13 protein-coding genes are annotated in these 13,080 nt (G+C 51.3%); 4 read left to right on the top strand and 9 right to left on the bottom strand.

Going from position 1 to position 13,080, the window contains the following annotated elements:
* Positions 1-7: 7 nt before the first annotated feature.
* Complete coding sequence (ysdE, locus tag AABJ99_RS00150) at positions 8-82, bottom strand: protein YsdE (protein ID WP_211180519.1); 75 nt, start codon at positions 80-82, stop codon at positions 8-10.
* Between the two features lie 81 nt (positions 83-163).
* On the opposite strand from ysdE, the gene emrD reads away from it, so the two are divergent.
* Positions 164-1,348 carry a multidrug efflux MFS transporter EmrD gene (gene emrD, locus AABJ99_RS00145; RefSeq protein ID WP_001306726.1) on the top strand — a complete coding sequence of 395 codons (1,185 nt, stop codon included), beginning with the start codon at positions 164-166 and terminating at the stop codon, positions 1,346-1,348.
* 7 nt (positions 1,349-1,355) lie between these two features.
* Here the strand turns inward: emrD and yidF are convergent, their stop codons facing one another.
* The 3 genes from yidF to yidH are packed head-to-tail and all read right to left on the bottom strand — an operon-like array spanning position 1,356 to position 2,549.
* Entirely contained in the window at positions 1,356-1,853 is a 498-nt protein-coding gene (gene yidF, locus AABJ99_RS00140; protein ID WP_000148071.1) for a radical SAM protein, read from the bottom strand.
* Positions 1,850-2,212 (bottom strand): DUF202 domain-containing protein, encoded by a 363-nt coding sequence (gene yidG, locus AABJ99_RS00135; RefSeq protein ID WP_001113432.1) that lies wholly within the window; start codon positions 2,210-2,212, stop codon positions 1,850-1,852. Before yidG ends, yidF begins: the two co-directional genes overlap by 4 nt.
* Entirely contained in the window at positions 2,202-2,549 is a 348-nt protein-coding gene (yidH, locus tag AABJ99_RS00130; RefSeq protein ID WP_000703959.1) for a YidH family protein, read from the bottom strand. Before yidH ends, yidG begins: the two co-directional genes overlap by 11 nt.
* 107 nt (positions 2,550-2,656) lie before the next feature.
* Here yidH and yidI point away from each other — a divergent pair, with 107 nt between their 5' ends.
* A complete protein-coding gene (gene yidI, locus AABJ99_RS00125; RefSeq protein ID WP_039020312.1) occupies positions 2,657-3,106 on the top strand; it encodes a protein YidI in 450 nt (149 codons plus the stop codon).
* Positions 3,107-3,154: 48 nt separating this feature from the next.
* Here yidI and yidJ read toward each other — a convergent pair whose 3' ends face one another.
* Positions 3,155-4,648, bottom strand: a complete 1,494-nt coding sequence (yidJ, locus tag AABJ99_RS00120) for a sulfatase-like hydrolase/transferase (protein WP_039020313.1) — start codon at positions 4,646-4,648, stop codon at positions 3,155-3,157.
* Positions 4,645-6,360: a solute:sodium symporter family transporter gene (gene yidK / locus AABJ99_RS00115; RefSeq protein WP_001604219.1), complete on the bottom strand. Its 1,716-nt coding sequence runs from the start codon at positions 6,358-6,360 to the stop codon at positions 4,645-4,647. Before yidK ends, yidJ begins: the two co-directional genes overlap by 4 nt.
* 166 nt (positions 6,361-6,526) lie before the next feature.
* Here yidK and yidL point away from each other — a divergent pair, with 166 nt between their 5' ends.
* A complete protein-coding gene (gene yidL, locus AABJ99_RS00110; protein ID WP_001366762.1) occupies positions 6,527-7,420 on the top strand; it encodes a helix-turn-helix transcriptional regulator in 894 nt (297 codons plus the stop codon).
* Here yidL and AABJ99_RS00105 read toward each other — a convergent pair.
* Both AABJ99_RS00105 and AABJ99_RS00100 read right to left on the bottom strand, forming a co-directional pair.
* Positions 7,417-8,739: a 6-phospho-alpha-glucosidase gene (locus tag AABJ99_RS00105; protein WP_039020315.1), complete on the bottom strand. Its 1,323-nt coding sequence runs from the start codon at positions 8,737-8,739 to the stop codon at positions 7,417-7,419. The two genes, yidL and AABJ99_RS00105, sit on opposite strands and share 4 nt — an antisense overlap.
* Complete coding sequence (locus AABJ99_RS00100; RefSeq protein ID WP_000951108.1) at positions 8,739-10,355, bottom strand: PTS sugar transporter subunit IIB; 1,617 nt, start codon at positions 10,353-10,355, stop codon at positions 8,739-8,741. Before AABJ99_RS00100 ends, AABJ99_RS00105 begins: the two co-directional genes overlap by 1 nt.
* A gap of 295 nt (positions 10,356-10,650) precedes the next feature.
* Between AABJ99_RS00100 and yidP the strand changes: the two genes are divergently transcribed.
* Positions 10,651-11,367, top strand: a complete 717-nt coding sequence (yidP, locus tag AABJ99_RS00095) for a GntR family transcriptional regulator (RefSeq protein ID WP_001300779.1) — start codon at positions 10,651-10,653, stop codon at positions 11,365-11,367.
* Here yidP and yidE read toward each other — a convergent pair.
* Positions 11,364-13,025, bottom strand: a complete 1,662-nt coding sequence (gene yidE, locus AABJ99_RS00090; RefSeq protein WP_001279763.1) for a putative transporter — start codon at positions 13,023-13,025, stop codon at positions 11,364-11,366. The genes yidP and yidE overlap by 4 nt on opposite strands.
* Between the last annotated feature and the right edge of the window lie 55 nt (positions 13,026-13,080).

The raw sequence follows: 13,080 nt of genomic DNA, 5'->3' as shown, positions 1-13,080 counted from the left end.
GCAACATTTATTGCCGCTTTTGTTTACATATTCTGCCGCTAAACAATTCCCCATTCCTGGCGTATATCTGGCTAACATTCATCAATGTGATAGATTCCTCTCCCGCATTTATGGGAATGCGTAGTGACTTATTCTAATTATTTTTATAAAAGCATCCGTGATAATGAAAAGGCATAGAAACGTCAATTTGTTATTGATGTTGGTATTACTCGTGGCCGTCGGTCAGATGGCGCAAACCATTTATATTCCAGCTATTGCCGATATGGCGCGCGATCTCAACGTTCGTGAAGGGGCGGTGCAAAGCGTAATGGGCGCTTATCTGCTGACTTACGGTGTCTCGCAACTGTTTTATGGCCCGATATCCGACCGTGTGGGTCGCCGACCGGTGATCCTCGTCGGAATGTCCATTTTTATGCTGGCAACGCTGGTCGCGGTCACGACCTCCAGTTTGACGGTGTTGATTGCCGCCAGCGCGATGCAGGGGATGGGCACCGGCGTAGGCGGCGTGATGGCGCGTACATTGCCGCGTGATTTATATGAACGGACACAGTTGCGTCACGCTAACAGCCTGTTAAACATGGGAATTCTCGTCAGTCCGTTGCTCGCACCGTTAATCGGCGGTCTGCTGGATACGATGTGGAACTGGCGCGCCTGTTATCTCTTCCTGTTGGTACTTTGTGCCGGTGTGACCTTCAGTATGGCGCGCTGGATGCCGGAAACGCGTCCGGTAGATGCACCGCGCACGCGCCTGCTTACCAGTTATAAAACACTTTTCGGTAACAGCGGTTTTAACTGTTATTTGCTGATGCTGATTGGCGGTCTGGCCGGGATTGCCGCCTTTGAAGCCTGCTCCGGCGTGCTGATGGGTGCGGTATTAGGGCTGAGCAGTATGACGGTCAGTATTTTGTTTATTCTGCCGATTCCGGCGGCATTTTTTGGGGCATGGTTTGCCGGACGTCCTAATAAACGCTTCTCAACGTTGATGTGGCAGTCGGTTATCTGCTGCCTGCTGGCTGGCTTGCTGATGTGGATCCCCGACTGGTTTGGCGTGATGAATGTCTGGACGCTGCTCGTTCCCGCCGCGCTGTTCTTTTTCGGTGCCGGGATGCTGTTTCCGCTGGCTACCAGCGGCGCAATGGAACCGTTCCCCTTCCTGGCGGGCACGGCTGGCGCGCTGGTCGGCGGTCTGCAAAACATTGGTTCCGGCGTGCTTGCGTCGCTCTCTGCGATGTTGCCGCAAACCGGTCAGGGCAGCCTGGGGTTGTTGATGACCTTAATGGGATTGTTGATCGTGCTGTGCTGGCTACCGCTGGCGACGCGGATGTCGCATCAGGGGCAGCCCGTTTAAGCTCACGTCACCGCAGCATCGTCATCAGCTCCATGGGAGAACGATGCTGCTTTATCAGATCACGCATCACCCGCATATGCGGCGCGGAGTAAGAATAAAACGCCTGATAGCCCGCACAAAGCACGTTGTCTGGCGTCTCCTCCCGAGCGTGCGGGCACAGCCGATGCCAGTCGCACGCCTGGCAGCCACGGCCCGGTTGCGGGTTTTCGCTGCCACACCATTTTTGTAGGGTGGCGTCAAAAAGCTCAATCGAGATACGACTGATATCTGCCCGTACCCAACACTCGAACAGGGCAATTAAAAATTTCCCCCACAGCTCTGCTGTCACCGAAGCGGCCGTCAGATCGCCCCGGTCATCAAATTCAAGATGGGGAATAAGCTGTACGGAGCGGATGCCCCGCTGTTTGAAATTGTAATAAAAATCGGCAGGTTGCAGAGCATCCTTATACTCTACAACCAGTTTATGCCTGTCCTCTTCAGCATCAATGACCTGACTTCCTGTCATGCGACTCTCTCAATAAATACGATAAGTTGATGTATATGCGTTACAGCAAACAGTATTGCGAGAGATAACACCGCGAGGGAGATCAAAAATTTGTCACGGACTACGTGAAATTGAGAAAAATCGCTATTCGTGACATCCATTAAATTGCGATTACGGGTGTAGTGCCAGAGGATCAACGCCACGATGGCGAGGATGCCAATCGAAATCCAGAATAACATGCCCGCCTGGTGCCAGTTGTGTTTGATAGCCAACGCCATCAACGCGCCGTAGCCCAGCATGGTACGAAACCACGCCAGTGATGTACGCTCCGGCTGCAGCCCTGGGTCGGCAATGCGTCTGGCTTTGCGGCTATCCGGCATACAACACCAGTCCCATAACGATCACCGCCACAACCATCAATATTAAGCTGATGATTAATAAGCTGTTGGTATAGGGCAGGTCCTCTTTCAGACGCATCGCTTTTTCATTGCGTAACCAGCGCAAGTAGCCATACATCGCTAACCCGCCGGAAAACAGACACAACAACAACGCCAGCAGTTCGCGAATGACGGGCGTGGCGAAATCTGGCGCAAGTTGATCAAGCCCAACCCCCGCCGCCAGAAATCCTAGTGCAGTACGGATCCACGCCAAAAAAGTACGCTCATTAGCCAGCGAGAAGCGGTAATCGGGCGCTTCTCCGAGGCGGGAAATTTTCATTGTTGCTCCTTTGCAATTTCACTAACGCTCTACCTTTAGCGGTTTTTTTAAGAATTTCGTCCGCCCGTTTCCTGATATGCTTTTGCCATCCGCTACAAGGAGGTCAGATGGGTATCATAGCGCAAAATAAAATCAGTTCATTGGGCATGCTGTTCGGTGCCATCGCTTTAATGATGGGGATTATCCACTTTTCATTCGGCCCTTTTTCCGCACCACCGCCAACGCTTGAAAGCATCGTGGCGGACAAAACGGCTGAAATTAAAAGAGGTCTTCTCGCCGGAATAAAAGGCGAAAAAATTACCACCGTGGAGAAAAAAGAGGATGTAGATGTCGATAAAATCCTCGATCAAGGTGGAATCGCACTGGCCATTGCCGCGCTACTTTGCGCATTTATTGGCGGTATGCGTAAGGAAAATCGCTGGGGCATTCGCGGCGCTCTGGTTTTTGGCGGCGGGACGCTGGCTTTCCATACCTTACTTTTTGGCATCGGCATCATCTGCAGCCTTCTGCTGATATTCCTGATTTTTTCTTTCCTGACCGGCAGTTCACTGGTTTAAGCAGCCTGAATATTTTGCCCGCTGGGTTATCGCCAACGGGCATTGTCGTCAAAACTTCTGTTTTTTCTCTTCCACCTTCACCCCTTGTGTTGGCAGGCCGGTGTCATAGTCGCGTACTACCGGCGAATAGCCATCATGTGGGCGTGGACGGAACGCCCCCATCCAGCGCGGTTGCGCATCTTTACGCCACGGACGCAGACTCCATTGGTAACTGCGGAACGGATCGCGAATTTTGTCCATGTAATCCAGCAAGGCGTCATGCATTTTGCTGCGAACGTCGGCAAAACGGATATCATCGATCAGGTTATGCATTTCATTTGGGTCGTTACGGCGATCGTAAAGTTCATCACTGGTGAAGAGGTTTAGCACCAGTTTAAAATCATCCGTCACCCAGCAACGCACCGGAATAAAACCGCCAAAGCTGTCATGCTCAATCTCATAACGGTTAAATTCCACCATCACGCCACGCGGCTCTTTTACAGCAAGGATATTTTCCCCTGGCAGAATGTCTGGTTTTTCAATATCTGCCAGCGCCATCATTGTCGGCAGTAAGTCAATATGGCTGACAGGTGTATCGACCTGTCGCCGCTCCCCTTGCGGTGAACGGATGATCAGCGGAATACGGGTGATGTCGTCATACATCGCGGCTCCTTTACTGATCAGCTTATGTGCGCCCATCATTTCGCCGTGATCGGAGGTATAAATGACCCACGTACTTTCACGCTGCTCTGGCGTTAATGCGTTGATGACCCGTCCAATTTGGTCATCAACAAAGTCATTGCAGGCAAAATAGAGCGGATGGTGATAAAGCCCGTCATCACCGACTGGCGATGGCATTGCCTGCGCCCATAAGCGGTGATGTTCCGGTTTGTTCGCCAGGTCATCCTGTGATTTCTCGCCAAGTTCGTAGTAAAAATCAGCGTATTTCTCTAAATACTCAACCGGACAAGTGAACGGGTGATGCGGCTCATCATACGAAACCACCATCAGGAAGGGTTCCTCGGCGCGCGCGGGCTGTTGCAGAAAATCTACCGCCCGATTGCTGATGCGGTGCGCCCAGGTGAAGGTTTCGTCGATCTGGTTCGCCTGTAAATCCTCAACACTGTTTAGGCCATTGCGCCACAGGCTGATCTCTTTTTCCGTCAGTTCGCTAAGGTAGTTCGCCCCATCGAACCAGTAATCAGCGTCCCACTCCGGCGGACACTCGCCAGTGCCGAAATAGTCATGACCGTCGAGATGCCATTTGCCAATGTAACAGGTGTGATAGCCCGCATCCTTAAAGTAGCGTCCCATAGTGGAGATGTTTTTGCCCGGCGCGACGTTATTGGTCCACGGGCCGGACTGGTTAGCGTAGATACCGGTAAACAGCCCGGCGCGCGCTGGTGTACAAACCGGTGAACAGGTATAGGCGGAATTAAAGCGAATACTTTCCGCCGCCAGACTATCAATATTTTGCGTATTCAGCGGCTTACCGCTATAGCAACCGACCATATTGGTGGCCTGGGTATCGGTCATGATGAACAGAAAATTGGGGCGTTTCATAGGCTATCCTTCGCGTCGGGAGTAAAGGTTACGGCTGGGTCGTGACGATGCCGCCAGCTGTCAAAAATCAGGTAGACAATCACTACGGCAGCGATGAAATAACTGATCATCGCTAACCAGCGCGTACCGTAGCCGCCGAATTCAGCCAGCCCGGCATAGACGCCAATCATCGCGAACAGGATACCAATTGACGCGATCTTGACGTTTTTCCACGGTTTCATGTCCACCGCAAACGCATCTTTGAAGGTGAACGGCGTGGCGCGCGGTTTGATAAAACCGATCACCAGCATCACTACCACGTTGATACAGAACGTACAGGCCAGCACATAGAGGAAATGGAAGTCGAACTTCACCAGATAGTTGATGGTGATGTAGCTGATTATGCCAATCCCCATCGCCACTTTTGCCGCCAGCGCCGGAATGCGCGGGAAGAAAAAGCCCATAATGATGATGGTAACCAGCGGCACGTTGTAAATACCGTTGAGCTGTTTCATCCAGCTATACAGCCCCTGCGGCGCGTTGGCGATCCACGGCGCGACCAGCACCGAAACGATGGCGATAAAGAAACCAAATTTGCGCCCAACGGTGACCAGCTGTTGCGGCTCGGCATTCTGGTTAATGATGCGCCGGTAAATACCCATACTGAACAACGTACTGGCGCTATTCAGAAAGCCGTTGAAGGTACTGATCACCGCACCAAATAACACCGCGCCGAAGAAACCCACCAGTGGCACTGGCAGAACGTTATTGACCAGCGTCGGGTAGGCCATGTCGGCTTTAGGTAAATCCTGATACAGATGAAACGCAATCAACCCTGGCAGCACCAGTACCAGCGGGTCGAGCATTTTCAGCACCGCCGTTAACAGCGCCCCCTTTTGCCCTTCCGCCAGGCTTTTTGACGCCAGCGTGCGTTGCACGATGCCCTGATTTGTACACCAGTAAAAGGTGTTCACCAGAATCAAACCGGTAAATGCCGCGCCAATCGGCAAGGGATCGGTCGGGCCACCGACTGAGTTTAATTTCTCGGCGTGAACGGTGGTGAGTTGCTCAATGCCCTGCATAAAGCTGCCCTTGCCCATCGCGATCAGGCCAAATATCGGCACCATCAACCCGCCAATAACCAGCCCAATACCGTTAATGGAGTCCGCCACTGCCATTGCGCGCAGTCCGCCGATCACCGCATACAAAATTCCCGCCAGGCCAAGCAAAATAACCAGTAGCCAGATCGCTGCGCCGTGGGAAATTTGTAACGATTCCCCGACGTGAAACAGGCTGTTGAGCGCCAACGCGCCGGAGTAGAGAACAATCGGCAGAAAGCAGACACCGGTGGCAATGAGGAAGCAGAAGTCGATGATAATACGCGTCGTTTTATCATAACGTTCCTCCAGGAAATCGGGGATGGTGGCAATGCCACGCTTCAGATAGCGCGGTAAAAAGATTAGCGCGAGGAAGATCAGCGTCACCGCAGAAGTGACTTCCCAGCCCATCACCGACATGCCGCTTTTGTAGGCCTGCCCGGAAAGTCCAACCAGTTGTTCCGTGGAAAGGTTGGTTAACATTAACGAAGCGGCAATAACCGGCGCTTTTAGTGAACGTCCGGCAAGAAAATAGCCTTGTTGCGATCCGGTATCTGTTTTGCGGACCTTCCACCAGGTGATGACCGCCACCAGCAGCGTAAAACCGACAAAACTCAAGATTTGTAACGAATTCATCTCATAGCCCTTATTTATGTTTATGTCCCGGACGCATGAATATAGGGAGAGGTAAAATGCGTCGGGTCAGGCAGTCAGATTCTTAAAATACAAACGTCGTATCCCTGAACGGATTGTTTTCTGTTAAGTTCAGGTTGTGAGCATAATTCGCCGGAGGGATATTAAAATGAATGGAAAATTGCAAAGTTCGGATGTAAAAAACGAAACTCCGTACAATATTCCCTTATTGATTAACGAAAATGTGATCTCCAGCGGAATTTCTCTGATCTCGCTCTGGCATACCTACGCCGACGAGCATTATCGGGTGATCTGGCCGCGGGACAAGAAGAAACCGCTTATCGCCAACTCATGGGTTGCGGTGTATACCGTACAAGGATGTGGGAAAATTATTTTAAAGAATGGTGAACAAATAACACTGCATGGCAACTGTATTATATTTTTAAAGCCAATGGATATTCACTCTTATCACTGTGAAGGTTTAGTCTGGGAACAGTACTGGATGGAATTTACCCCCACCAGTATGATGGATATTCCCGTCGGTCAGCAAAGCGTTATTTATAATGGTGAAGTTTATAATCAGGAACTCACCGAAGTTGCTGAATTAATTACTTCACCAGAAGCAATAAAAAATAATCTGGCAGTCGCTTTTCTGACGAAAATTATTTATCAGTGGATTTGTCTTATGTACTCAGACGGTAAAAAAGATCCACAACGGCGGCAAATTGAAAAACTAATTGCCACTTTACATGCCAGTCTGCAACAACGCTGGAGCGTAGCCGATATGGCTGCCACGATCCCCTGTAGCGAAGCCTGGTTGCGTCGTCTGTTTTTACGCTATACCGGCAAGACGCCCAAAGAATATTACCTCGATGCGCGTCTGGATCTGGCGCTATCGCTATTAAAGCAACAAGGGAACTCGGTTGGCGAAGTCGCTGATACACTCAACTTCTTCGACTCCTTTCATTTCAGCAAAGCCTTTAAACATAAATTTGGTTATGCGCCGTCAGCTGTGCTAAAGAATACGGACCAGCACCCAACGGATGCCAGTCCACACAATTAACGTAACTCTGGCCAGTACGCTTTGTTGGCCTCCAGCAACTCATCCAGAATAGCTTTGGCGACCGCGGCGCTCGGTACCGTTTTCGACAACGTAATCGCCTGCCACAGGTGCTGATATGAACGCTGTTCCCAGGCGTCCACGACCAGTTTTTCCACCGCCACTTGCTGACTCATTAACCCTTTCTGAAACTGCGGGATATCGCCGACCACCAGTGGTTCTGGTCCGTTGTGCCCGACCAGACACGGGATCTCGACCATCGCTTCATCATCAAAGTTATGAATTGCCCCGTTGTTAGGCACAATCAGCAACATCCGCTCCTGAGTGTTGAAGGCAATTGCCGCCGCCAGATCGACGATGTATGACGCATGTTCGTCAATTTCCAGCTTGCCCGCCGCTGAATTTCCTGCCGCCGTAATGGCGCGGCAAGCATCGAAAACCTGTTTCTCGCGATGTTCCATCACCTCATTCGCGCGGGTATGTTCAGGGTTGGAATGCTGAACGACATAATCCGGGAAGAGATAATATTTCAGATAGGTGTTCGGCAATGTATCCGGGTCCAGTGCCTGTACATCCCGCGCTTTTGCATAGGTGTCGTTCCAGCTCGCTTCGGTATGCGTATCTTGCTGCGGTGGAACATAACCGTGCTTAGAGACATATTGCCGCAGCTGGGGCATCAGGTCGTTGCCTTGCAAATCTTCAATTGATGTCCACCAGCCAAAGTGGTTCAGACCGTAGTAGCGCACGCGCATCTGTTTGCGATCTTGCAGCCCAACAATTTGCGCCATCCGACTTTCAATACCGATTGGCATGTCACAGATGTTGAGGATTTTCGCGTTCGGGCGCAGACGACGTGTGGCTTCTGCCACAATTGCTGCCGGGTTGGAGTAGTTGAGCATCCAGGCATTTGGTGAATATTTTTCCATATAATCCACCAGTTCCAGGACGCCACCGATAGATCGCATGCCGTACGCTATTCCGCCGGGTCCGCAAGTTTCCTGACCGACAACGCCGTGGCGCAGCGGTATTTTTTCATCCAGTTCGCGCATCGGATATTTGCCGACACGAATGTGCGCCATGACAAAATCAACGTCGCTGAACGCCACTTCAGGATCGGTGGTGTAGCTAAACTCAATGTCCGGCGCTTTCTCTTTAAGAATAACTTTACAGGCTTCGGCAATCACTTCCTGCCGTGCGCCATCGTTATCATAAAATTTCAGTGCGCGAAGCGGGAAACGATCCTGATTCGCCAATAACATCAACACGATGCCTGGCGTAAAGGTGCTTCCACCGCCTGCGACAACCACTGAGAATTTGGTCATTATACTGCCTCCGTAATGGCAACTTTTTCTGCTAATTGATGAGAATTAATTAAGCTATCGAGCTGTTCACGCAGCTGGGAAACATGCAAACCAATGATCACCTGAATGGCATCACCACTACGGAAGACGCCATGCGCTCCCAGCTTTTTAAAGACTTCGTCATCCAGCGTTTGTGACATGTCATGCAGTGCAATACGTAGACGCGTCGCGCAATTGTTGATGCTGGATATATTGCCCACCCCGCCCAGGGCTTGCAGGATGCCGGCAGCCTGCTCCAGCTCTTTTTTGGGCTCTGCAGCGGTAGTTTGGCCTCGCGAGGCTTTGTATTCGGCTTTCGAGTAGAGCTTCACCTCCGCATCTTCACGTCCCGGCGTGCACATGTTGAATTGCAGAATCAGGGTGCGGAAAACCACGAAGTACAGCAGGGTAAAGCACAACCCAATGGCGATTTGGGTCAGCATCATATCCGCGTGGTTGCTGAACATCGGGATCCAGTTTTGCGGTAAAACCTGGTCTATCAGACCACCGCCCATGTTGCCCACCACACCAAAGAGATACATCACAGTCGACATTGAAGCTGCCAGCACGGCATGTACCGCAAACAGCAACGGTGAAATGAACAGGAAGGTAAATTCCAGCGGTTCGGTAATTCCCACCAGCATGGCGGTTAAGGTTGCGGGGATCAGCAAGCCCGCCACTTTTACCCGATTTTCCGGTGCAGCGGTGAAGTACATCGCTAAAGAAATGCCCACGGCACCAAAGATTTTTGAGTTACCGTGCAGGGCAAAACCGCCTTCCGGGAACAACGATTTCAGCGGCTCGGCGCTCAAACTGAACTCTTGCAGATGCTGCGCCCAGTACATCTGAATGCCGCCTTCAACAGCTGCCGGACCAAAGATAAACGGTCCGTAGATGAAGTGGTGTAAACCGGTTGGGATCAGAATGCGTTCGAGGAAGGTGTAAACCCAGACCCCAAGCGCACCCGCCGAACGCAGGAACGCTTGCAGAGATTCAATCCCCATTTGTACTTTTGGCCAGCCGAGCAATGTCAGCCACGCGCATGGGATCATCACCAGGAAGGCGATAATCACCACATAAGATGTCCCCTGAAAAATGCCGAGAAAAACCGGCAGTTTTTTATCGAACAGACGGTTATGCAGCGCCGTCACAATGCCAGAAATGATAATCGCGCCGATAATGCTGGTATCGAGGGTTTTAATTCCGGCCATCATGGTCAGCCCGCTACCTGCCACTGCGTCCTGAGAGAAATCGACGCCGAAGTAGCTTCCCCAGGTCATTCCCATCGCGTTGATGAAATAGTTCCAGGTCAGGAAACTCACCATCACCGCCAGACAAGCACGCCCCTGCGCTTGCTTAGCAAGGCCAATGGGTAAACCGACAGCAAAAATCAGCGGCATATTACGGAATACCGTCCAACCGCCCTCTTCAATGATGTGTACGATTTGCGCGAATAAACTGTTCGGATCGGTCAGTGATTCCCCGACAAACATCGGGTTTTGCAGCAAAATGGCAAGACCCACCACAATCCCGGCGAAGGGAAACAGCAGCACTGGCGTGAACATCGCGCCGCCAAAGCGTTGAATTTGACTGAGCATTTCCACATCCTCTTTTCTCAATTCTGTAAGTAGGAAGCCTGATTGGTTATGCGGCAGGCCTGGAGCGAGGATAGGAAGATGCTATCGGCAGAACATGACGACCCAGTGGGATTCGTGATCGCTTTCATGCTTTTCGTTGGGCGGTAGAGATCTACGTTTTCGCAAAAAAGTAGACATCTGTGAACACGGGTACACAGCATCGAACACATCTTTAAAAAAAAGATGTTTTTTCAATCGATTAAGCAGAACTTGTGGGCGCATTACCCGGGCTTGCAGGCAAAAAAGAGATCTAGAGATGATCTACAAAAGCATTGCGGAGCGGTTAAGAATTCGACTTAACTCCGCGGATTTCACGCTAAACAGTCTTCTTCCTGGTGAAAAAAAGCTGGCGGAAGAGTTTGCGGTATCACGGATGACCATCCGTAAAGCCATTGACCTGCTGGTGGCGTGGGGGTTGGTGGTCCGCCGCCACGGCAGCGGTACTTATCTGGTGCGCAAAGATGTACTGCATCAAACTGCCAGCCTGACCGGGCTGGTGGAGGTGTTAAAACGCCAGGGGAAAACAGTCACCAGCCAGGTGCTAATATTTGAAATCATGCCTGCGCCTCCGGCCATTGCCAGCCAATTACGGATTCAAATCAACGAGCAGATCTATTTCTCCCGTCGCGTTCGTTTTGTGGAAGGGAAACCGCTGATGCTGGAAGATAGCTATATGCCGGTAAAACTGTTCCGCAACCTTTCGCTGCAACATCTGGAAGGGTCGAAGTTTGAATATATTGAACAAGAGTGCGGGATTCTTATTGGCGGTAATTATGAAAGCCTGACGCCGGTTCTCGCCGATAGACTGCTGGCGCGGCAAATGAAGGTAGCGGAACACACACCACTGCTGCGGATCACCTCGTTGTCATATAGTGAGAGCGGTGAGTTTTTGAATTATTCAGTGATGTTCAGAAATGCCAGTGAATACCAGGTGGAGTACCATTTACGGCGACTCCACCCGGAAAAGAGTTAACCGATACTCCAAAAGAGCACCGCCAGTAATTGTGGGGTGATAATGCGCAGGAACATCACTAACGGATAGACAGTGGCATAAGAGAGTGCCGCCGCACCGCTGGTTGGATGAAGATTATTAGCAAATGCCAGCGCCGGAGGATCGGTCATGGAGCCAGCCAGCATCCCGCACATGGTCAGGTAATTCATTTTGGCTAACATCCGCGCCAGAATACCAACAGTAATCAGCGGAACGGCGGTGATCAGGGCACCATATCCAATCCAGCTTAGCCCTTCGCCATTGACCAGGGTATTTACAAAATCCCCACCAGATTTCAGCCCCACTACCGAGAGGAACAGTACGATCCCCAGCTCCCGCAGCGCGAGGTTGGCGCTTGGCGGCATAAACCAGTACAGCTTACCGATACTGCCGATACGCCCGAGGATCAACGCCATAATCAGCGGACCGCCCGCCAGTCCCAGTTTCAACGCCGCCGGGAATCCCGGCACAAAGACGGGAATAGAACCTAACAATACGCCAAGCCCGATACCAATAAACACCGGCAGCATCTGAACCTGTTGCAGTTTCTGCTGCGCATTCCCCAGCACATTAGCAACGGCATCAATTGCGGACGGACGCCCCACCAGGTTGAGGATATCGCCGAACTGCAGGCTGATATCACCACTGGCGACCAGTTCGACCCCGGCACGGTTCAGACGCGAGATAACAACGTCATAGCGTTCTTTAAAGTGCAGATCGCGAATACGCTTACCAAGCACGTTTTCATTGGTGACCACCACACGCTCGACGCGTAAATCAGTGCCTTTCGTGGACAGCGAGGTATCGACCTCCTGACCAATCACCAGTTGCGCATTATGTAAATCCGCTGGCTGCCCCACCAGATGCAGCAAATCGCCCAGTTGGATAATGGTATCAGGCGAAGGTACTTTTAGGGTTTCTTCTCGTTTCAGACGCGAACAGATAATTTTGTCCCCGTTGAGAATCGGTACATCTTTAATGGCTAAATCATGCAGGTTAGGGTTCTCAACGCGAATATTGATAGTCCTGATCAGCGCGCCGCCATTGGTGCGTGAAGACTCGTGCTGCTGGGCTTCTGTCTCGACATTGACGCGGAAAATAACCCGCAACATCCACATGGTGAACAAGATCCCGCAAATGCCGAATGGATACGCCATCGCGTAACTCATCCCCATCTGATCGACCATTTCCATTGGTGTACCCAGGTCGCGCAAGATCTGCTGCCCTGCCCCCAGTGCTGGCGTATTGGTTACCGCACCGGAGAAAATCCCCAGCACGACCGGCAGTGGAATATCAAACAGCTTATGCAGGATGGCGGTAACCAGACCACCGATGATGACAATCAGAACAGCAAACAAGTTGAGGCGTAATCCGGAGACGCGCAATGAGGCAAAGAAGCCCGGCCCCACCTGAATCCCGATAGTATAAACGAACAGGATCAGGCCAAATTCCTGAATAACATGCAGCATATCGCTACTTAATGTCATCCCCGCCTGAGAAACAAAATGGCCGACGATGATCCCACCAAACAGCACGCCGCCAATACCTAATCCTATGCCGCGAAATTTGACGTTGCCGATAAACAAACCGACGACTGCCACCAAAGCCAGAATACTGACCGTTAATGCTATATCACTCATCGTCCATTTCTCTTGAGATAACATTTTAATTGCTACGGATTATGGCTGAATCGGT

The organism is Escherichia coli, from assembly GCF_036503815.1.
Taxonomy (GTDB): Bacteria; Pseudomonadota; Gammaproteobacteria; order Enterobacterales; family Enterobacteriaceae; genus Escherichia; species Escherichia coli_F.
Note: the sequence above shows the minus strand (reverse complement) of the source record. Positions and strands in the feature narration are given on the sequence as shown.